This is a genomic window from Streptomyces erythrochromogenes, assembly GCF_040684695.1.
In the GTDB taxonomy this organism is placed as follows: Bacteria; Actinomycetota; Actinomycetes; order Streptomycetales; family Streptomycetaceae; genus Streptomyces; species Streptomyces erythrochromogenes_C.
The window spans coordinates 41,044-62,090 of sequence record NZ_JBFBGM010000032.1; the positions used below are offsets into that span (position 1 = coordinate 41,044).

General features: G+C 74.6%; 12 protein-coding genes. 1 reads left to right on the forward strand and 11 read right to left on the reverse strand.

The features are described 5' to 3' along the window. Positions 1-366: 366 nt before the first annotated feature. On the reverse strand, positions 367-1,350 hold the full coding sequence (locus tag AB0O53_RS33180; RefSeq protein WP_350993273.1) for a pyridoxamine 5'-phosphate oxidase family protein: 984 nt from the start codon (positions 1,348-1,350) through the stop codon (positions 367-369). Positions 1,351-1,933: 583 nt separating this feature from the next. Here AB0O53_RS33180 and rph point away from each other — a divergent pair. Then, a complete protein-coding gene (rph, locus tag AB0O53_RS33185) occupies positions 1,934-4,564 on the forward strand; it encodes a rifamycin-inactivating phosphotransferase (protein ID WP_365200708.1) in 2,631 nt (876 codons plus the stop codon). A gap of 61 nt (positions 4,565-4,625) precedes the next feature. Here the strand turns inward: rph and AB0O53_RS33190 are convergent, their stop codons facing one another. The 10 genes from AB0O53_RS33190 to AB0O53_RS33235 form a co-directional block, all read right to left on the reverse strand. Beyond that, the gene (locus tag AB0O53_RS33190; RefSeq protein WP_350993275.1) at positions 4,626-7,637 is read right to left on the reverse strand and encodes a condensation domain-containing protein; all 3,012 of its coding nucleotides are present in this window, start codon (positions 7,635-7,637) and stop codon (positions 4,626-4,628) included. Continuing rightward, positions 7,627-9,471, reverse strand: coding sequence for an amino acid adenylation domain-containing protein (locus AB0O53_RS33195; protein WP_365200621.1), 1,845 nt, complete (start codon positions 9,469-9,471; stop codon positions 7,627-7,629). Before AB0O53_RS33195 ends, AB0O53_RS33190 begins: the two co-directional genes overlap by 11 nt. A 1-nt stretch (position 9,472) precedes the next feature. After that, entirely contained in the window at positions 9,473-11,392 is a 1,920-nt protein-coding gene (locus tag AB0O53_RS33200; RefSeq protein WP_350993277.1) for a non-ribosomal peptide synthetase, read from the reverse strand. Next, positions 11,392-14,577 (reverse strand): non-ribosomal peptide synthetase, encoded by a 3,186-nt coding sequence (locus AB0O53_RS33205; RefSeq protein ID WP_365200623.1) that lies wholly within the window; start codon positions 14,575-14,577, stop codon positions 11,392-11,394. Before AB0O53_RS33205 ends, AB0O53_RS33200 begins: the two co-directional genes overlap by 1 nt. Positions 14,578-14,996: 419 nt before the next feature. After that, a complete protein-coding gene (locus AB0O53_RS33210) occupies positions 14,997-16,298 on the reverse strand; it encodes a condensation domain-containing protein (RefSeq protein WP_365200626.1) in 1,302 nt (433 codons plus the stop codon). Positions 16,299-16,389: 91 nt separating this feature from the next. Next, positions 16,390-17,733: an MFS transporter gene (locus AB0O53_RS33215; protein WP_350993283.1), complete on the reverse strand. Its 1,344-nt coding sequence runs from the start codon at positions 17,731-17,733 to the stop codon at positions 16,390-16,392. 352 nt (positions 17,734-18,085) lie between these two features. Further along, positions 18,086-18,718 (reverse strand): GNAT family N-acetyltransferase, encoded by a 633-nt coding sequence (locus AB0O53_RS33220; protein ID WP_365200630.1) that lies wholly within the window; start codon positions 18,716-18,718, stop codon positions 18,086-18,088. A 141-nt stretch (positions 18,719-18,859) separates the two neighbouring features. Further along, complete coding sequence (locus tag AB0O53_RS33225) at positions 18,860-19,252, reverse strand: hypothetical protein (RefSeq protein ID WP_350993287.1); 393 nt, start codon at positions 19,250-19,252, stop codon at positions 18,860-18,862. Then, on the reverse strand, positions 19,245-20,108 hold the full coding sequence (locus AB0O53_RS33230; RefSeq protein WP_365200634.1) for a heavy metal-binding domain-containing protein: 864 nt from the start codon (positions 20,106-20,108) through the stop codon (positions 19,245-19,247). The genes AB0O53_RS33225 and AB0O53_RS33230 overlap by 8 nt, the downstream gene beginning before the upstream one ends. A 1-nt stretch (position 20,109) precedes the next feature. Next, complete coding sequence (locus AB0O53_RS33235) at positions 20,110-20,988, reverse strand: heavy metal-binding domain-containing protein (protein WP_365200637.1); 879 nt, start codon at positions 20,986-20,988, stop codon at positions 20,110-20,112. Positions 20,989-21,047: the final 59 nt, after the last annotated feature.

Sequence of the window (21,047 nt, forward strand, 5' to 3'; positions counted from 1 at the left end):
CGGTCCGGCGAACCCGTGGGACGTACGGGGCTGAACGCACCCGAGATCTGATCATTCAATAGCAGGAGTCTTGCATTCCCGTTCATTCACGGCAGATTCGATCCGGTTGAACTCGGCCGAAACCCGCCCCTCCACGTATGCCGCGCGAATAGTCCTCCGGGTTCGCCCTGGAGGGTGATGGTACGAGAGTCAGTTCTGGGCGCGAACGACGGAGCGCGGACGCGGTTCAGTGGTGCGGCGACCGCATCACCCGTCGCAGTGGGTCGTCCCCCGCCGGCGGCCGCGGGCGGCGGCCGCGCGCCGCACGCTTCCGGACGGCCGCGAGCACGGCGACGAGCACACCGACGCGACGGGACGGCCGAAGGGTCACGAGGTCTGCTCCCCGTGCGCGGCGGCCGCGGCCAGGGCGCGGAAGCGGTCCCACTGCACCTTCGGCCGTTGCAGGCCCCGGCGTTCCAGATACCGGTCGGTGGAGCGCCTGGTGCGGCGCAGGACGCGGAACGCGTCGACCGGTCGTCCCGATCCCATGGGCTCGACCACGGCCGACGGGACGAGCAGCCAGCCGGCGTCGGTCCGCCGCAGGTCCCCGCGGACGGACGCGTTGTACATGTGGTTCAGCAGCGCGTCGTGCCGGTGCACCAGCAGCGTGGCCGGCCCCCGTTCGACGGCGCAGTCGGACGGTACGTCGACCAGGTAGCCGGCCGGGGTGGGCCGCGGCCGGGTCCGGGCGAGCAGCGGGGCCCCGGAGGCGTCCCGGGCCGCCAGTACCGCCGTGGGGAACCGGCTGAGCTGCGCGGCTCCGGGCAGCCGCTCGGTCCCGGTCACGGCCGCCGGTGCCCCGGGAGCTCCCGGTGTTCCCGGTGTTCCCGGTGTTCCCGGGGAGCCCGGTGCCGACAGCTCGGCCAGGGGCGCCCGTACGACCACGCTCTCGGGCTCGACGGTGATGAGCAGCCGGAGGTAGTACCACTGCATCAGCGGCCGCATGAGCGGCGAGAGGTACGCGCGACTGTGCGGCTGACGCTCGAACAGCATCCGCCAGTACTCTTCCGCCCCCTGCGGGCCCGCCATGATCTCCTCCGGGCACCGGGCCCGGCCTCCCACGAAGATCTGCGGGGCGTGATCGAGGCCGCTGCCCGTCGGATCCGAGAACAGCAGCGACACCCGCCCGTCACGGCGCACGTTCAGCGCCTTCTGCGCGAAGGCCAGCGAGGTCGTCAGCAGCAGGGTCCCGTCCTCGCGCCGCGCCACGGCCGTGGGCCAGGCCAGCGGGGTACCGCTCCGGCCGAGAGTGACGAACTCGCAGGTCCGGTAGGCGTCCAGGGCCTCGGGGGCGGAGTCGAGCAGCGTCATCGTCCGGCACCGCCTTCGGGCTCGGAGCGCCGACCCCTCAGGGCCGGGCAGGACGCGGCGTACCGTCGGCGTCCGACCGCCTTCCACGGTTCCGCGTCCGCGGCGTGCTCGCGCGGCAGCGGCCGGATCGTCTCTGTGTGGGGTCGCTCGGGAATGGTGCTGGGGAACACGCTCTCTCGCTCCATGGATCGCATGCGGGTCGGATGACGTCCACCAACCTGCCGCTCCCCTCTTGGCGTTGACTTGGGGAACCCACCGCACCGTCGCCCGCGGCCTGCAAGCCATCCGCAAGGTCCCACCGCCCGACCGGCTACCGGGCCGGGCGGTCGCGCGCCGGAGCGCGGGCGGTGCTGCGGGAGGAATGGGGCGATCGGCCGCTCTCCCGGCGGGCGCATCCGTCCCCGGAAACGACAAAGGCAAGGAGAAGACTCTCCTTGCCACTCTCAACTTATAGCGCGCCGGGGGGCTTGCCGCAAGGCCCCGGGTATGCCGCAGAATCACCGCTCGAAGCCACAACCTGCGGAAACGGGGACTGCACGTGCGGGATGAGCGGGATGAGTACGGGCGCATCGAAGGGGCCGCGGTGCACGGGGCGTACGTGTTGGACCTCCAGGAGGTCGACGAGACGCAGGTCTCGGTCGTCGGGGGCAAGGGGGCGCACCTGGGCGCGCTGTCACGGATCGAGGGCGTCCGGGTGCCGCCCGGCTTCTGCGTGACCACGGAGGCCTTCCGCCGGGTGGTGGCGGGGGCTCCGCCGCTGGACGCCCTGCTCGACCGGCTGTCACGGGTGGACCCGGACGACCGGGAGGCGGTGCGCACCCTCAGCGAGGAGGTCCGCCGGACCATCGAGGCGCTCGCCGTCCCGGACGATCTCGCGGCGGCGATCACCGGCGCGCTCGCCCGGCACGGCGGGCAGGCGGCCTACGCCGTCCGCTCCAGCGCGACGGCGGAGGACCTGCCGACGGCCTCCTTCGCCGGCCAGCAGGACACCTACCTGAACGTCGTGGGCCCCGTGGCGGTCCTGCGCCACGTGAGCCGGTGCTGGGCCTCGCTGTTCACGGAACGGGCCGTGACCTACCGGGGGCGGAACGGGATCGACCACCGCACGGTCCACATGGCCGTGGTCGTGCAGCGGATGGTCTCCCCGCACGCGTCCGGGATCCTGTTCACCGCCCACCCGGTCACGGGCGACCGCAGGACCGCCACCGTGGACGCCGGCTTCGGCCTCGGTGAGGCCCTGGTCTCCGGGCTGGTGAACCCGGACGTCTTCACGGTGCGGAACGGGGAGGTCGTGGACCGGGCCGTCGCCGCCAAGAGGACCGCCCTGCGGGCCCTGCCGGACGGCGGGACGCAGGAGGTGCCGGTCGAGGCGGGGCAACAGGAGCAGCCCGCGCTGACCGATGAGCAGGCCGTGGGGCTGGTACGGCTCGGGCGGCGCATCGAAGCGCACTTCGGCCGGCCGCAGGACATCGAGTGGTGCCTGGCCGACGACGGCTTCCGGATCGTCCAGAGCAGGCCGATCACGACGCTGTTCCCCGTTCCAGTTCCCGAGACCGGCGACGGGGACAACCGCGTCTACGTCTCCGTCGGCCACGGGCAGATGATGACCGACCCCATGAAGCCGCTGGGCTTCTCGATGTGGCAGCTGACCGCCATGGTGCCGATGCGGGAGGCCGGCGGGAGGCTGTTCGTCGACGTCACTCCGCGCCTGGCCTCGCCCGCGACCCGCGACGGTCTCCTGGAGGCCCTGGGGAAGGGCGATCCGCTGGTGCGGGACGCTCTCGAGACGGTCCTCGGCCGCGACGGCTTCGTCGCCCCGCTCCCGGACCCCGGTCCCGTCGCGCCACCGGCCGGCGCCGCTGCCGCACCCGCCCCGGCGCCCGCCCCGATCGAGACCGACCCGGGCATCGTCGGCGAACTGATCGAACGCAGCCGGGAGTCGATCGCCGCGCTGGAGCGCGGCATCCGCGCGAAGAGCGGACCGGCGCTCTTCGACTTCCTGCTGGAGGCCTTCGAGGAGCACAAGCGGGTCCTCGGGGACCGGCTGAACATGCAGGCGGTCATGGCGGGGATGGACGCCACGTGGTGGCTCAACGACCGGCTGGAGGAGTGGCTCGGCGAGAAGAACGCCGCCGACGCGCTCACGCTGTCCGCCCCCGACAACATCACCTCGGAGATGGGCCTGGCGCTGCTCGACGTCGCGGACGTGATCCGCCCCCACGCGGAGGTGGTGGCGTTCCTGCAGGCCGTCGGGGTCGGGGACGACGACTTCCTGGACGGACTGGCGAAGGTGGCCGGCGGGGCCGAGGCCCGCGACGCCGTCGAGGCCTACCTCGACCGTTACGGCATGCGCTGCGTCGGCGAGATCGACATCACCAGGCCGCGCTGGCGCGAGCGCCCCGCCACGCTGGTGCCCGTACTCCTCGACAACGTGCGCAACTTCGAACCGGGCGCCGCCCGGCGGCGGTTCGAGGAGGGCCTGCAGAAGGCGCGGCAGAAGGAGCGGGACGTGCTGTCGCGCTTGCGGGACCTCCCGGACGGGGACCGCAAGGCCGACGAGACCAAGCGGATGATCGACCGGGTCCGGACCTTCATCGGCTACCGGGAGTATCCGAAGTACGACATCGTCAGCCGCTACTTCGTCTACAAGCGGGCCTTGCTGGAGGAGGCCGGGCGCCTCGTGCGGGCGGGTGCGGTGCCCGAGGCGGAGGACGTCTTCCACCTCACCTTCCAGGAGCTCCACGACCTCGTGCGCACCGGGCGGCCGGCGGACCCGGAGCTGATCCGGCGGCGGAAGGAGGCGTTCGCGGCGCACCACGCGCTCACGCCGCCCCGGGTGCTCACCTCGGACGGCGAGGCCCTGACGGGCTCGTACCGGCGCGAGGACGTGCCGGCCGGCGCCCTGGTCGGCGTACCGGTCTCCGCCGGGACCGTCGAGGGCAGGGCCCGTGTCGTCCTGGACCTGTCGGAGGCCGACCTCGAGGCGGGGGACATCCTGGTGACGGCCTTCACGGACCCCAGCTGGTCCCCGCTGTTCGTCGGCGCCGCGGGTCTGGTGACGGAGGTGGGCGGCCTGATGACCCATGGTGCGGTGATCGCCCGTGAGTACGGCCTGCCGGCCGTCGTGGGCGTGGAGGGCGCCACCCGGACAATCCGGGACGGGCAGCGGATCCGGGTGCACGGCACCGACGGGTACGTCGAGATCCTGTCCTGACCGCGCCGGCCCCGCGACCGCGTCCGGAGCCCCGTACGGGGCTCCGGGCGCGGCGGGTGCGTCAGGCGTCGCCGGCGGCCATGGGGGCGATCATCTCCGCCAGTACCGTCCGGCGGTCCTCGCCGGGCCGGGGGCGGAGCGGGCGGGCCAGGCGGGCGCCGTCGTAGTGCCAGCGGTGGTCCAGGTCGCGGGGCACGGTCGCGCTCTCGCGGAAGTCCGGGCGGGTGCCGAGCAGTTCCGAGAGGTCCTGGGCGAGGTCACGCCACGAGACGTGGCCGCTCACCGCGTTGGCGACTCCGTGGACGGGCCGGTCCAGGCATTCGGTCACCGTCCGTGCCAGGGCGGCCGCGTGCACCCAGGCGGCCCCGTACCAGTCGTGTCCGCCGGTACCGGGACGCGGCAGTTCGATCGGCAGGCCCTGGCGGGCGGACTGGTACAGGGTGCCGATGGCGCCCCAGCGCAGCTGCTCGCGCAGCCGGTCGTGCGCGCCCCAGACGATCGGTGACCGCACGGCGCTCGCACCCCCGCGGCCCTCGGTCCCCGCGGCACGCAGCACCATGGCCTCGCAGTCGAGCTTGGCCTTCCCGTACGGGCTGACCGGCTCGTGGGGCGGCGCCTCCTCGGCGACCCGGTCCGTTGCGGGGTGCCCGTAGGCGTCGACGCTGCTGACGAAGACGAACGGTCCGCGCCGCCAGGCGTCGACCATCGCCTCCATCGCCGCGAGGTCCACGTCGTGCCGGGTGAAGGTGCAGGCGGCGTGGACGACCGCGTCCGCCTGGGAGACGGCGTCCCGCAGTCCGGCGAGGTCGGTGAGGTCGCCCTCGATGACGTCGACGCCCTCGGTGGCGATCAGATGGGCGGACTCGGGCCGGGCCAGGGCCAGCACGGGGCGTCCCTGGGCGGCGAGTTCGCGGACGACGTACGCGCCCACGCCGCCCGTGGCACCGGTGACGAGCACCGTGCCCGGACGGACGTCCCGGGAGCGGGGGGCCGGCCTGCTCGCGGCCTTCGCGGCGCTCTGCCGCTCCGCCCGTTCGTCGAGGAGGACGGTGAGCGCCCGGGGGGTGCGGGCCTGGAGCACGTCGAGGCCCGTGAGCGGCAGCCCGAGGTCCGTGCGCAGGCGTTCGGCGAGCTGGACGGCCTTGAGGGAGTGGCCGCCGAGGGCGAAGAAGTCGTCGTCCGGCGACGGCCGGACCCCGAGCACGGCGGTGAAGGTATCCGTGACCGCCTCGGCCCGGGGGCCGGCCGGGGCGCTCGGCGCGGACGGCCCGGGCAGCCCTGCGGGGTCGAGCGGCCCGGCAGCCGTGCGGGGCAGCGCGTCGAGCAGCGTGACCGCCGCGGGCAGGTCCTCGGGGGCGAGCGACCGGCGCAGCAGGCCCAGCAGTTCGTGGCCGGACGGGCCGGTGCTGTCGCGGAGGACGGCGTAGGCCACGGGCGGCCCCTGCGCGGGCCGGACCACGACGGCGTCGGCGACCTTCGGGTGGGCGAGCAGGGCCTGAGCGGCGGGGTGAGGGTCGCCCTCCGGGGCGGAGCCGTCCCCGGCGCCGCGTGCCGGATCGCCGTCCGGGGTGGCGGTGTCGCCTTGCGGGTCGGGCAGGGGAAGCCCGCCCAGGGCGAGTTCCGGGTCGGCCGCCACCGCGTGGAGGAGGGCCGCGAAGTCCCGTACGGCCGCCTCCGCCACGGTGTCGTCCAGGGTGTTCGCGTCGTACTGGACGAGGGCCTCGGGCCGGTCGGCGTCGCCCAGGTCCAGCCCGTAGGAGAGGCTGAACTTCGCTCCGTCGGAGGGTACGTCGACGTACTCGGCCGAGGTGCCGGGCAGCCGGAGGACCGTCGGCTCGCCGAGGACGTCGGAGGTGACGCGGACCAGCGCGGTGCCGTCGGCGCCCCGTGCCCCGGCGCCGAGTCGTTCGAGGACCATGTCGAAGGGGATGTGCCGGTGGCACTGCGCTTCGAGGAGGGCGTCGTTGACGCGTCGCAGCAGTTCGGCGAAGGACGGGGCGCCGGAGGCGTCCACCCGTACGGGCAGGGTGTTGACGCACAGGCCGACGAGACCGCGCATGGCGGTTCCGCTGCGGTGGGTGCCGGCCACGCCGATGACGAGGTCGTCGTCGCCGGTGAGGCGGTGCAGTGCGGCGAAGGCCGCGGTGAGGGACACCGCGAAGAGCGTGGCCTGCCGCTGTGCGCCCAGCGCCCGCAGGGCCTCGGGCACGGCGGGCGCCAGGGGCACGCTGCGCGCTGCCGCGAGGCGCGCGGCCGTGTGCGGCTGCGCCTGCGCGGGGCGGGGAAGGCGCGGCGGGGCGGCGTCGGCCAGCAGGTCGCCCCAGTGCTTCAGCTCCGTCTCCAGGCCGGGCAGGGCGTCGTGCTCGCGGCGCGCGTGGTCGGCGTACTGCGGGGCCGGTGCGAGCGTGTGCGGGACCTTTCCGTCGGTGACCGCCGCGTAGAAGGCCGCGAGTTCGGTGGCGACGGTCTCCAGTGAGGCTCCGTCCATGGCGATGTGGTGGAACGTCAGGAGCAGGGTGTGGTCCTGCGGGCCGTGGCGCAGGACCAGCGCCCGTACGGCGTCGCCCGCGGCGAGGTCGAACGGCCGGGCCGTCTCGCGCCGCAGCAGCTCCGCGGTCTGCGCCGCGTCGGTGTCGACGACGTGGACGGGAACCGTGTGCGGCGTCGGGAGAACCTCCTGGTGGGGCTCGCCCCCGTGCTCCGCGTAGCGGGTGCGCAGGATGGAGTGCCGGGCCACCAGGGAGGTCAGGGCGGTGGCGAAGGCGGCCACGTCGAACGGTCCGCGCACTCGGGTGGCGAACGGTACGTGGTACGAGTCGCCGGCGCCGCCGAGCCGCTCCATCAGCCACATGCGGTGCTGGGCGCGGGAGAGGGGGACGCGGCCCGTCTGCGGGGCCCGGGCGTCCGGGCCCGTGCCCGCGCCCGTGGCGCCGACGGCCGTGTCGGTGTCGGCGGGGGCGGTGCCGGCGGATTCGCCCGCCGTGCGCCGGGCCGTTCCGGCGCGGGCCCGGCGCAGCAGTTCCCGCTGGAGTTGCTGCCGGTCGCGGGCCTCGGGGTCGGCGTCAGTGGGCATCGCTGTGCTCCGGGGTCTCGGGGTGGAGGTCTCGGTGGGCGGCCAGGAGGGCGCGTTCGACCAGCGCGGCCTGCTCGGCGACGGTCGGGGCGGCGAAGAAGTCGGCGAGGGGGATCTCCACGCCGAGTTCCTCGCGCAGGTCCTCGGTGACGACGAGGGCGAGGAGGGAGTGGCCGCCGAGGAGGAGGAACTCGGCGTCGGCGCTGGTGACCTCGATGCCCAGGGCCTGGCCCCACACCTCGGCCACGGCCTGCTCCAGCGGTGTCATCGGCGCCGCCGGCTCGTCGGCGTGCCCGCTGTCGCCGGTGTGCGCGCGAGCGGTGAGGGCGCGCCGGTCGACCTTGCCGGCCGGGGTGAGCGGCAGCCGCTCCAGCACGGTGACGGCGTCGGGGACCAGGTGGGCGGGCAGGTGGGCGGTGAGCCGCTCGCGCAGCGCCGCCCCCGCGGGCACGGGGCCGGGCGCGGCGACGACGAACGCGACGAGGCGCGCCTCGGGCGTGCCGGCGCCGTCGACGGTGACGGCGGCGTCGTCCACGTCCGGCTGCTCGCGGAGGGCGTGTTCGACCTCGGCGGGCTCGATACGGAAGCCGCGGACCTTCACCTGGTCGTCGTTGCGGCCGTGGAACTGCAGGACGCCGTCGGGGCGGAGGGAGGCGATGTCGCCCGTGCGGTAGAGCCGCCCGCCGTCGGCGGCGGGGTGCTCGACGAACCGTTCGGCGGTGAGTTCGGGCAGGCCCGTGTAGCCGTGGGCGAGCCTGCTGCCGCCGATCCACAGTTCGCCGCGTTCGCCTTCGGCCACCGGGTGGCCCGCGGCGTCCAAGACGTGGGCCGTGGCCCCGCAGATGGGCCTGCCGATCGGTATCGGGCCCTCGCAGTCCTGCGCGGTGACCCGGTGGGCGGTCGCGAAGGTGGTGGTCTCCGTCGGCCCGTAGCCGTTGACGAGTTCCAGCCAGGGGAAGGCGGTGAGGACCTCGCGGGCCTGTGCCGCGGCCATGGCCTCGCCGCCCACGACGACCGAGCGGAGCTGGTCGAAGACGCGGGAGCGGCGCGCGGCGAGCTGGTGGAAGAGGGCCGTGGTGAAGAAGGCCACCGTCACGCCGTGCCGTTCGACGTGCCGGGCGAGGTCCTCCAGGGACGGCCGCTGCTCGGTGCAGACGACGACCGCGGCGCCGCCCGCGAGCGCGACCCAGACCTCGAACGTCGAGGCGTCGAAGGTCATCGGGGAGTGGAACAGGACGCGGTCGCGGCCGGTGAGCGTGACGTAGTCGGGCGCGGTGACCAGCTCGGCGACGGCCCGGTGCGGGACGAGGACGCCCTTGGGGCGGCCGGTCGAACCGGAGGTGAACATGATGAACGCCGGGCTGTCCGGGTCGGACCCGTCGACGGGGCGGCCGCTCGTGAGCGGCTCCTCGGGCAGGGTCAGGACGGGGCCGGGGAAGGCGGCCGCGTCCAGCAGCTTGGCGTCGCCGACGGTGAGCGTCACCTCGGCGTCGGCGATCATCGCCTCCGTGCGCGGCCGGGGCTGGGCCGGGTCGAGGGGGACGCAGACGGCTCCGGCGAGCCATAGTCCGAGCTGCGCCACGACCGTGCGGTGGGAACGCGCCGTCAGCAGCGCCACCCGGTCGCCGCTGGCCACTCCGTGTTCGCGCAGGCGTGCGGCGAGGGCGTGGCCGGCCCCGAGGAGGCGGCCGTAGGTGAGGGTGGTGTCGCCGTCCACGACGGCGAGGGCGTCGGGGGTGAGCTCGGCGTGCCGCGCGACGAGCGCCGGCAGGGTGGTCGCCGGACGCGGGGTGTCCGGATGCGGGGTCGCCGGGATCACGTCGGTCTTCGTCATGTCAGGCTCCTTCCGGGCGCGGGGTCCGGCGGTGGTCGATGAGGGCGGCGAAGGCGCGCAGGTCGGTGCTGCGCAGCAGTTCGGGGGCGCGCAGGCGCACGCCGGTCTCGCGTTCGAGGGCGGCGAGCAGCCGGGCGGCGATGATGGAGGTGCCGCCGGCGTCGGTGAAGTTGTCGCCGAGGCCGGTGCCGGGCCGGCCGAGGAGGTCGCGCGCGGTCGTCAGTACCAGCAGCTCGGTGGCGGTGGCCCCGGCGGCGTCGGCGTCGGCCGGGGCTCCTGCGGTGTCGGTCCCGGGCGTCTGCGCGGCGGCGGCCTCGGCCGCCAGGGCGGGGCGGTCCACCTTGCCGTTGGCGTCGAGCGGGAAGCCGTCGACGATCCGGACCGCGGCGGGGACGGCCTGCTCGGGGAGCCAGGGCCGGACCGCGTCGAGGAGCTCCGCGGGCGCCGGTTCGGCGCCGTCGGCGAGCCGTACGTGGGCGACGAGGCGGCCGTGGCCGGAGCCGTCGCGCAGCACGCTGACGACGGCGGTGCGCACGCGGGCGTCCTGCTCGAAGGCGGCCTCCACCTCGACCGGTTCGATCCGCACTCCGCTGATCTTCACCTGGTCGTCGAGGCGGCCGAGGAAGTCCAGGCCGCCGTCGGCGTTCATGCGGACCCGGTCGCCGGTGCGGTAGAGGCGGTCGGTGGCGGCCAGTGCCGGCCTGCTCGGCGGCGGGGTGAACCGGCGGGCGGTGAGGTCGGGGTCGAGGTAGCCGAGCGCCAGGCAGTGGCCGCCGAGGCGCAGTTCGCCCTCCTGCCCGCGGGCGACGGGGTTGCCTTCGTCGTCCGTGACGACGAGGGTGACGCCGGGCAGGGCGGTGCCGATGGGCGGCGGGGTCGGGTCGCCGGCCTCCGGGTCGGTGGCGCGCATGGTGTGGACGGTCGCGAGGACGGTGGCTTCCGCGGGGCCGTAGGCGTTGTGGACGGTGGTGGTGACGTCGGCGCCGGGGCGGCGGCGCATGCGGTCGCCGCCGACGACGAGGTGGCGCAGCTCCAGGCCCTGCGGCCAGGGCCGGTCCAGGAGGGGTTCGACGGTGGGGGTGGCCGCCACGGCGTGGGTGAGGGCGCTGTCACGCCACCAGTCGGTGAGGACGCGGCTGTCCCAGCGGGTGTCGTCCGGCGCCGGGACGAGGGCGGCTCCCGAGGTCAGGGCGGCCCACAGTTCCAGCAGGTGCGGGTCGAACGCGACGCCGATCAGCAGGGACTGGCGGTCGCCCGGTGCGATGCCGGTCTCGGCCCGGTACCAGTCCAGGGCGACGGAGAGCGAGGCCTCGGCCACGGCCACCGCCTTGGGGCGGCCGGTGGAACCGGAGGTGAGGACGGCGTACAGGGCGCCTTCGGGTGCGCGCCGGGTGCCGCGGGCGGTGTCGGCGAAAGCGGCCACGGCGGTGGCGGGGGCGTTGACGCCTTCGGTGGGCAGCGGCAGCGGGGTGTGCTGCCCGCCGCGGTGGTCCGCGGGGAGCACGCCGGGGTCGCCGATGAGGCAGGCGACGTCGAGGTCCTCGGTGACGGCCTGGGTGCGGCGTTCGCCGGGGCGGGGACCGAGCGGCAGGTAGACGGCGCCGATCCGGGCGAGGGCCACGGCGGCCACCACGAGGGCGGCGGAGCGGTCGAGGCACACGCCGACGAGGTCACCGGGCCGGACGCGGTCGCCCAGGGCGTCCGCGACCTGCGAGGCGGCCGTGTCGAGGTCCTGGTACGTCCAGGTGCGGGTGGAGTCGATCACGGCCGGGGCCTGCGGGGCGCGGCGGGCCCATTCCTCGAAGCGGGCGAGCACGCCGCCCGGTTCGGCGGCGGGGCCGTGGGCGATGCTCGGCGCGGCGTCGGGGCCGGCGCCGTGGGGCGTGGCGGGAAGGGCGACTGCGGTCGGGGACTGGATCATCACGACTCCGTGGAAAGGGCGTTGGTGGCGAGGGCGGCGGCCTGGTCGGCGAGCACGGGGTTGCGGAAGAGCACCTTCAGCGGCGGGCGCGTGCCAAGCCGGGGCTCCAGCCAGGCGGCCAGCTCGGCGGCCAGCAGGGAGTGGCCCCCGCTGTGGAAGAAGTGGGAGCGGGCGTCGAAGCGGCCGTGGCCGAGGACCTTGGTCCAGCCTTCGGTGAGCAGCGCCGTCATGGGGTCGTCGGAGGCGGGGGTGGCGGCGGCCGTGGCGGCGGCCGTGTGCTCGGGTTCGGCGGTGGTCGCGGTTCCGGGCGTGACGGTGTCGTCGGGGTCGAGCGCCGCCGCGCGGCGGGACAGGGCCGTACGGTCGGGCTTGCCGCCGGCGAGGGTCGGCATGCTGTCGAGCCGTGCCCACCGGGCCGGCACGAGGGGGCCGGGCAGGCGGCCGCTCAGCTCGGTGTGCAGCGCCTTCTCGTCGAAGTCGGAGCCGTCGGCCGCGCCGGCCCCGTTCTCGATGAAGCCGACGAGACGGGGCCCGCCGGCGCCCTCCCGGTCCAGGACGACGGCGCAGGAGCGTCCGCCCAGCACCGCCGAGGCGGCGGCCTCGATCTCCTCCAGCTCGATGCGGTGGCCGCGCAGCTTGATCTGGTTGTCGCGCCGCCCGAGGAAGTACAGCAGTCCGTCCAGGCCCCGGTAGCCGAGGTCGCCGGTGAGGTAGACGCGCTGTCCGTCGAGCGCGTCGACGGTCACGAACCGGGCGGCCGTCGCGTCGGCGTTACCCGCGTAGCCCTCGGCGAGACCGGGCCCGGCGACGGCGAGTTCGCCGACCGCACCGGACGGCAGCGGTCGGTGGTGGGCGTCCAGAACGTGGACCCGCTCGCCGGGGAGCTCGGTGCCCAGGGGGATCTCGGCGCCTTCGACGAGGGCGTCGCGGGAGATCTCGTGGACGGTCGAGCTGATGGCCGCCTCCGTGACCCCGTACACGTTGAGGACGGCGGCGTCGGTGTCGGCGAGGACGCCGCGCAGCGCGTCCGCGGGAATGCGTTCGCCGCCGAGGACCAGGAGCCTGGGCGCCCAGCTCTCGTCGCGCAGCGCGGGGCGCAGGTCCTCGCGGGTGGCGAGGAAGTAGCTGGTGGGCAGGTTGGCGACGGTCACCCGGGCCGATGCGAGCAGTTCGGCGAGCTCGCCGCCCGTGGGCACCTCGTGCTCGGGCAGGACCAGGCACGCGCCGGCGTGCAGGGTCGGCAGCACCTCCTCCAGGGCCACGTCGAAGGACGGCTGGGCGAACATCAGGACCCGGTCCGAGGTGGTGAGGCCGAACCGGTCGGCGGCGGCCGTCATGTGGTGGACCAGCGCGGCGTGGCCGACGGCGACCGGCTTGGGCGTACCGGTGGAGCCGGAGGTGTGGATGACGTACGCGGTACCGGGCAGTTCGGTGGTTCCGTGCGCGGCCGGCAGTTCCGGGGCGTCGATCCGGGCGGTCGGCAGTCCTTCGGGCAGGTCGGGGGTGGCGTCGCCGGTGAGGACGAGCGCCGGGGCGAGCCGCTCCAGCAGCAGGCCGAGGCGGGCCGGCGGGTCCGACGGGGACAGCGGGCAGTAGACGGCGCCGGTCCGCAGGCAGGCGAGCAGGGCGACGACCGAGTCGGTCCCCCTGGGCAGGACCGCGGCCACCGGCCGGCCGGGCGTCACGCCGGCGGTCTTCAGCCGCTCGGCGAGCGAGCCGACGCGTGCGTCGAGCTCGCCGTAGGTGAGGCGGCGGGCGCCGCACAGCAGGGCGGGCAGCGAGGGGTGGTGGGCGGCCACCGGGTCCAGCGGGTCACGGTCGGCCGGGACGGCCGGGGCCTCGGCGGCCGGCTCGACGGCGGTCGGGTCCAGGTCGGCCAGCGGCGTTTCGGGGCTGTCGAGGTAGGCGCGCAGCAGGTCCAGGAAGCGGCCGGAGACGAGGCGGGCGACGTCCTCTCCGAAGAGGTCCATGTCGTAGTCCCACACCAACGTCATGCCGGGCGCGCCGTGGCGGGTGGTGACACCGCGCCGGTCGTCGGGGAGCAGGACCACGTCGAGGTCGAAGCGGGTGGTGCCGGTGTTGAAGCCCTCGAAGAGGGTGATGTCGAGGCCGGGTACGTCGATCTCGGGCAGCGGTGCGTCGTGGGCGCTGAACATGACGGAGAACAGCGGGTTGTCGGCGCCGGAGGTGTGCATGCCGAGCGCGCGGGTGAGCTCCTGGACGGGCACGTCCTGGTGCGGCAGGGCCCGGATGAGGGTGTCGGTGACCTCGTCCATGGTGTCCTGGGCGGGGACGGCGCCGTCCAGGGAGAGGGCCAGCGGGATGGTGTTGACGAACATGCCGACGGCGTCCTCGTAGCCGAGGGGGCGGTTGCCGACGGCGGTGCCGATGACCATCCGGGAGCGGCCGCTGTGCCGGCGCAGGAGTTCGGCGAAGAGCCCGAGGAGCGTGGCGAAGGGGGTGAGGCCGCGGGACCGGGCGTGCCCGCGCAGGCGTTCGGCGAGGTCGGCGCCGATCGTCTGGCGCAGCTGGCCGCCGTGGTGGCGCCGGCGGGCACCGGGGCGGGTCAGGCCAGGCAGGGGCATGTCGTGCTGCTGGTCGAGGAGTTCGGCCCGCCAGAAGTCGAGCGATTCGGGGGCGTGGCCGGCCTCGGCGCGGTCGCGGACGTGGTCGGCGTACGAGGAGGCGGGCGGGAGCTCCAGGCTCTCGCCGAGGACGTGGGCGCGGTACACGCGGAAGACGTCGTCGAGCAGGATCGCGAAGGAGTGCCCGTCGTGGATCAGGTGGTGCTCGACGTGGACCAGCCGGTGGTGGCGCTCGGCCAGCCGTACGAGGGTCCAGCGGATCAGCGGGGCCTCGAAGGTGTCGAGCGGTGTCTCGGCCTCGGTGCGCAGGAGCCGGGCGAAGGCCGCCTCGGGGTCCTCCTCCGTGCTGAGGTCGGTCGTGTGCAGCCGCGGCGCGCACTGCGGTGCGACCCGCTGCGCGGGTACGGAGCCGGTGGAGGCGACGAGTTCGAGGCGCAGGCCGGGGTGGCGCGCCAGGGTGGCGGCGAGCCCCTTGTGCAGCGCCTCGGGGTCGAGCGTGCCCCACAGGTCGAGTGATGCGGTGAAGTTGTAGGCGCGACTGCCGGGCTGCATCTGCTCGTGCAGCCAGACGATCTCCTGCGAGGAGGAGAGGGGAAGCATGGGCGATCCCTGAGGTTGTGGGTCGGTCTCCGGTACCGGTCACGGTCGTGTCCGGCGGTGGTGCGGGCGGCTTCGCGGGTCGCGCGATGCCGTTTTCTGCGTGGGGGGATTGCCGTGGGGGGAGGCTTGGGGTGCGCGGCGGCGGGGGCGCGCCCGGGGTCGGGCGCTGCGGCCCGGCGGGCGGCCGCGCCGGCGCGGGCGGGCGCCGGCGGTCGTACGGGAGGCCGCGAGGGGAGCGGGGCGGCGCCGGGGGTGCCCGGGCGGCGCCCGCGTCGCGGCGGTCGGACCGGTGGCGGGAGCGGACGCGTGTGCGTCGTTCCCGCCCGTCTGCCGGTCGTTCGTCGTTCGGTCGTCGGTCGTCGGTCGGTCGTGCTGCGGCGGACGTCCGGGCGGCGGGGTGGGCCGCCCGGAACACCGGGTCACCGCACGGAGCGGTCCGCGGGACGCAGCGCCGCGGTGAGCGCGTCGAACGCCCGGTGGGCGCTCTCGTCGTCGAGCACCGCCCGGTCCCACACCATCCGCAGGCGGATCTCGGCCCCCTGGGTGACGGAGACGGCGAAGGGAGCGCGGACCGGTCTGCCGTCGACGTGGACCTCCCGTCCCTCGACGCCGTCCAGCACGAGCGGCGGACGGCGCGTGTCGTCGTCCACGGTGAGCAGGCCGTCGAGGCCTCCCGTCCAGCCCGAGCCGGCGGACCGTACGGCGGCCACGACCGCGTCGAAGGGGACGTCGGCCCGGTCGAGGTCGTCCCACCAGGCGTCGGCCGTCGCCTCGGAGCCGTGGCCGTCGCCGTGGCCGGTGTCGACCGGGAAGACGAGGGTGTTGAGGAAGCAGCCGATCACCGGCTCCGCTCCGCCGGGGCGGCCGCCCCACGGGTAGCCGAGCGGGACCACCCGGTCGGGGCCGTACAGCTCGCGGGCGGCCGAGCGGCAGGCGTCGAGCAGTCCGGGGAAGGACACGCCGCCGTCGTGCGCGGGCAGCCGGGCCTGTGCGGCACCGCTGGGCTTCGCGCCCTCGGGTACGCGTGCCGGACGGGGCGGCGGGGCGTGGGTCCGCAGCGCGTTCAGCCGGTCCGCCCAGTAGGCGGCCGCTTCGGGCGTCTCCGCCTTCTCCTCCGCGGCGAGCTGGCCGAGGACCGCGTCCCGGTAGGCGGCGAGTTCGGCTTCCGTCTCCCCCGGTGCGGGGAGCGCTCCGGCGCCCTCCTCGGCGTAGGCGGCGCCGAGTTCGTCGACGATGCGCGCCAGCGAGCGGCCGTCGCAGACGGCGTGGTCCAGGACGACGGCGAGGACGTCCTGCGCACGCTCCTCGTCGTGCACGAGGAAGAGGCGCAGGGCGGGTCCCTGCGCGTCCCAGGCGGCCAGCGCGCGACGGAGTGCGTCGGCGGGCGACTCCCCCGGTGCGGCGTCCACCGGCCGGGTCACGGTGACGTCCGGATCGGTGGCGACGCTCAGGACGGGAGTGCCGCGGACGACGGTGGGCCGGGAGCGCAGGGCGGTGTGCCGGGCGGCGAGCCTGCGGGCGGCGGCCCCCAGGCGTTCGGGGTCGACGGTTCCGGAGGGGAAGGCGAAGAACATCGGCACCAGGTCGGGGCGTCCCGTCGGGTCCAGCGCACGCACCAGCACGAAGCGGCGCTGCGCCCCGGTGACCGGGAGGAGGGTGTCGGACCGGTCACCGGCGAGACGCCGGTAACGGGCCAGGTACTGACTGGTGATGCTGAGCACGTGGTCCTCTTCGTCGTGGCCGCGGCCGCACGCAACGGTGTGCGGCTGTGGCGGCTGTGGCGGCGCTCCCCCGGGCGCCGTGGTGCGGTGGTCAGCCGGCGGTGGTGGCGGCCGGCCGTTCGTCGCTTTCGGCGCGGGCCGCGTCCCGGGGGGTCCCGGGGGCGGCGTCGGCGCCTTCTTCGTCCTGCGCGGCGGGCAGGTCCCGCATCCGGCGCAGCGGGGAGAGCAGCAGCGGCAGGGGTACGGCGAGGATGCCGACGGCGCACCAGGCGAGCGCCGTGCGGGATCCGTACGACTGGGCGAGGGCTCCGCCGAGGAGTGCGCCGAGCGGCAGGGTGCCCCACATGAGGAAGCGCAGGGTGGCGTTCATCCGGCCGAGCAGGCGTGGCGGGCACATGCCCTGGCGGAAGCTGACCTGGGCGACGTTGTAGACGACGGCGCCGAAGGAGACGACCGCGGACCCGGCGGCGAAGAGGACCGCCCCGGCGACGCCGTGCCCGGACAGGGGCCACAGCAGTGCGAACGGGCCGGTCACGAGGAGGGACAGCAGGATGACCCGGGCCTGCCCCAGCCGGGCGGCGATGCGTCCGGCGGCGAGGGCGCCGAGGAGGCCTCCGACGGCCGACGCGGACAGCACCAGGCCGAGTCCGCCGGCCTCCAGGCCGACGACGCGGACGAGGTGCACGGTCTGGGTCGCCATGAGGACGGCCGTGAAGAAGTTGGCGAGGCCGGTGGTGAAGGCGATGACGCGCAGCAGCGGGTGGCCGAAGATGAAGCGGACGCCCTCGCCGATCTCCTTGCGCAGGGAGCCCCCGGCGGTGCGCTCGGGCGCTTCCTCGGTCGTGTCGATGCGCAGGAGGAACAGGGCGGAGAGCAGGTAGCCGACGGCGTCGACGACGACCGCGAACTGCGCGCCGACGAGCTGGACCAGGCCGCCGCCGATGCCGGGTCCGCTCACGTGGGCGGTGGAACGGACCGTCTCCAGCGCGCCGTTGCCGGCCACCAGCTGCTCACGGGGCAGGATCTGCGGCAGGTAGCTCTGGTGGGCGACGTCGAAGAACACGGTCGCCACGCCGGTCACGAGCGCGACGACGTAGAGCTGGGCCATGGTCAGTACGCCGCCGAGCGCCGCGGCGGGGATGCTCGCCATGGCGACCGCGCGCACCAGGTCGGCGCGGATCATCAGGGGCCGTTTGCGCATGCGGTCGGTGAGGGCGCCGGCGGGCAGCCCGACGAGCAGGAAGGCGGCGGTCTCGGCGGCGGTCAGGAGGCCCACCTGGAAGGCGGGGGCGTCGAGTACGAGAACGGCCACGAGGGGCAGCGCCACCAGCGTCACCTGGGCACCGAACTGTCCCGTGGCGGCTCCCGCGAGCAGCAGTCGGAAGTCGCGCAAGCGCAGGGGGCCACCTCTGGCGGCTCCGGATGTGTCGGACATGTGAACGACATTCACGGATCCATCGATCAGGAGTCAAAGTAAACCTGTCACTTTCGGACTTGTTTTGCGGCTCCTCGGACGTGGATCGGGAAATTTTTCGCGCTACTCGGGGTAAGGCGACGTGAATTCCTGTCGTTTCCGCACACGGCGCGCGCAGGCGGGGCAAGGGGGGACAGGGGGCACGGCGGGGCGGCGGGCGGCCGCACTTACCCTGAGTAACGGGTTCCACCCTGACCGAAAAGGATCATCCGGGATCGCATGCCAGCGGAGGCACACATTCCGTCCGTTATGAACAACGCCTGAAATAGGGGCAGTTGTCGCCCGCCGTCCCCTGACGTCCGCTATGGGTCGGTCAGCTGTGGCTGACGGCCGGCGGGAGCACGGCGGGGCGGTCGAGGAACGCCAGCACGGCCCGCTTCTCCGGGAGGTACACCTCGGGCAGGTCGATCTCCGGCAGGGTGATCTCGCTGTGCCCGACGAAGCCGAGCCGGTTCAGGAGGGCGACCGCCTTGGCGTTGGAGGCGTCGGGCTCGGCCACCGCGCGCAGGACGGCCGGGTCGCGGAAGGTGAACCGGGTGAGCGACCCGATCAGGGTCCTGCTGAACCCGGGCCGGGGCCGGCCCGTCGCCGGGGCCAGCATCAGGTGGACGCCGATGTCGCCCTCCCGCACCTCGTAGCAGAGGCTGACCCGGTCCTCGGTGGGCTCGTAGGTCTGGAAGAGCGCCACGGGCTCGTCGTCCAGCCGGACCATGTACGCGTGGTGGGTGTCGCGGCGGTCCACGTCCTCGTAGATCTCCTGCACCAGCTCCCGGGTGGCGCCGTTCATGCCCCAGAACTGTGCGCGCTCCTCGACGACCCAGGCATGCAGCACGGCGGAGTCCGCGGCGGGGTCGACCGGGGTGAACCGGACCGTGCCGAAACCTTCGACGGTCTCGGTCATGACGTCCGCGCGGGCGGAGACGAGGGAGGTGGACTCGGGTCTCATACGGGTTCCGTTTCTGCTCGGCAGGCAGGGGCCGGCGAGGGCGAGGAGCACTCACGCGCCCCAGGAGTTAGGGTGCCCTAACTATAGGGTTCCCTAGAAGCGGCTCTGCCCAGGGGGGTACGGACCCGTACGGGACGGTGCTCAGCCCAGGAAGCGCTCCAGGGCCTCGCGGGCGCGGGCGTTCGAGGCCGCCGCCCGCGCCAGGGACCGGGCCAGGGCGTCGACCCACTCGTCCAGTTCCACTTGGCGCCGGGAGAGCACGATGCCCCGTACCTCGTGCAGGACCTCTCCGACCACCCGCCCGCGCTCCAGGCGCAGCGCCAGCCGCTGCTCGCCGAGGGCGACGTCCAGTTCCACGACGGAACCCTCGCGCCCGGCCACCCGTTCCGCGAGGGAACGCCTGCGGCGGACCCGCACGGCGCCGCCCGGCAGGGAGTCCGCCAGGTTCGCCGACAGCACCTGCGCGTACAGGTCCAGGTCAGCACTGTCCCGGCGCAGGGCCGCGGCCAGCAGCTCCACGTCCGTCTCAGCCATCGAGGCTCACCACCAGGGCCGGCCGGTCGATGACGTGGTCGTCGCGCAGCGGGCGCACGGCCGTCCCGACGGCGAAGAACTCGGTGGTGTGGCCTCCCCAGCCGTGCGTGTGCTGCTTCAGCCGCACCGCCACGATGCCTTCGGCCTCCAGGGCCTCGCCCTCGGCCCGCATGCGGCTCATGGCCAGTTCGCGCGCGTCGTAGAGCGCCTGCGTGAAGGGCTCGATCTCGACGTTGCGCCCCGCGTTGCCCAGCACTTGGGTGAAGCGCTGGTGCGCCACGTGGTAGACGCACGAGCCCATCACCAGGTCGAGCGGCGCGTAGCCGGCCCGGATCAGCGTCCAGAACTCCTGGCCGGACAGGTCGGAGGTGAAGGGCCTGCCCTTGTTGTTGAGCCACGTCCCGCCCGGGCCCGGGTCCGCACCGTCCGCCTTCACGGCCGTGCCGACCGCGATGAACTCCGCGATGTCCGAGCCGAACTCCTTGAACTCGATGTCCAGCCGGACGCCCACGACGCCGTCCGCCCCCAGGGCGCTCGCCTCGGCCTCCATCCGGCTCATCGCGAGCTCGCGTGCGTGGTACATGGCCTGGGACAGCTTGGTCAGTTCCTGGTTCTTCGACCACCGGCCGAGCTGCAGGCCGACGTGGTAGACGGAGGAGCCGAGGACCAGGCCGAGCGGGCGGAAGCCTGCCTCGCGCACCAGCAGGAACTCGTTCACCGTCAGGTCCGAGGTGAACAGCGGGCCCTTCTCCCCGGGCCGGTGGCGTGCGAGTCGGCGCATGGCGTCCTCGGCGGCGTCCTGTGCCGCCGGCCGCGCGGCTTCCCCGATCGTATCCGGCCCCGTTCGTTCGCTCATCTCAGCCCTCTCGCTCCAGTCTCATGATGGTCAGCGGCGGTCTGGTGCCGGCGGGCCGTTCGGAGCGGCCGAACCGGGCGATCGAGGTGCCGACGAAGACCGCCTCGGCGGTGAGGTCCCGCGTCGATCCGTACGAGGGGCACTCGCTCTCGCCGACGCGAAGCTCCAGGTCGTTCACGACGACCCCGTCGCCGCCGTGCTTCTCCGTATCGAGGGCCAGTTGCTTGCGGGCCTCCCGCCGGACGTGGCCGATCAGCTCGGTGTAGCAGTCGACCTCTTGGTTCCGGGCCGCGAAGGGGATCCGGAAGGAGGTGCGCCAGTCGTCGTGCCGGATCGCGAAGGCGACGCCGAAGGCGAGTGCGACGGGAACCCACCCGGCGTCGATGAGCCGGGCGAAGTCCTGGCCGCCGAGGTGGGAGGTGAACGGCGCGCACGGCCGGATGCGCGATCGGGCCCGGACCGCGGTGCCCCGCACCGTGAACTCCATTCCGCCCGCGGCGAATTCACCGACCTGCAGGTCTACGCCGACGATCCCGTCGCCGCCGAGCGCGCCGCATTCGGCCACCGCGCGGGCCAGGGCCGACCGGCGCGCCGCGTACATCGTCCTCACCAGCTGCGACAGGGAGGGCGCCCACCTCGACGACGGCACCGGTTTGCCGTCGTCGGTGACCGCCCAACGGCCCGGGCAGCCCCAGACCCCCGTGTACCCGATGTTGAAGACGGCCGTGCCGAGCACCTGCCCGACCGGCTCGAAGCCGACACCGCCGATCGCGGTGAACTCCTCGCCCGACAGCGCCGAGTCCCAGGTCGGCCCCGACCGCGGCGTTGCACCGCCTCCGGCGCTGGATCCCGGCGGACCGGCGTTCCCCGGATGTGTCATCGGCCCCCGCCATCGGTCTCCGGCTCCCCGCGCGGATCGCGCCCCCGTTCGGCCGATTA

Excerpts from the sequence above, each read along its gene's own strand:
- AB0O53_RS33180 (WP_350993273.1), bottom strand. The coding sequence starts at position 1,350 with ATGACGCTGCTCGACTCCGCCCCCGAGGCCCTGGACGCCTACCGGACC.
- AB0O53_RS33190 (WP_350993275.1), bottom strand. The coding sequence starts at position 7,637 with ATGCCCACTGACGCCGACCCCGAGGCCCGCGACCGGCAGCAACTCCAG.
- AB0O53_RS33195 (WP_365200621.1), bottom strand. The coding sequence starts at position 9,471 with ATGACGAAGACCGACGTGATCCCGGCGACCCCGCATCCGGACACCCCG.
- AB0O53_RS33200 (WP_350993277.1), bottom strand. The coding sequence starts at position 11,392 with ATGATCCAGTCCCCGACCGCAGTCGCCCTTCCCGCCACGCCCCACGGC.
- AB0O53_RS33205 (WP_365200623.1), bottom strand. The coding sequence starts at position 14,577 with ATGCTTCCCCTCTCCTCCTCGCAGGAGATCGTCTGGCTGCACGAGCAG.
- AB0O53_RS33215 (WP_350993283.1), bottom strand. The coding sequence starts at position 17,733 with ATGTCCGACACATCCGGAGCCGCCAGAGGTGGCCCCCTGCGCTTGCGC.
- AB0O53_RS33220 (WP_365200630.1), bottom strand. The coding sequence starts at position 18,718 with ATGAGACCCGAGTCCACCTCCCTCGTCTCCGCCCGCGCGGACGTCATG.
- AB0O53_RS33225 (WP_350993287.1), bottom strand. The coding sequence starts at position 19,252 with ATGGCTGAGACGGACGTGGAGCTGCTGGCCGCGGCCCTGCGCCGGGAC.
- AB0O53_RS33230 (WP_365200634.1), bottom strand. The coding sequence starts at position 20,108 with ATGAGCGAACGAACGGGGCCGGATACGATCGGGGAAGCCGCGCGGCCG.
- AB0O53_RS33235 (WP_365200637.1), bottom strand. The coding sequence starts at position 20,988 with ATGACACATCCGGGGAACGCCGGTCCGCCGGGATCCAGCGCCGGAGGC.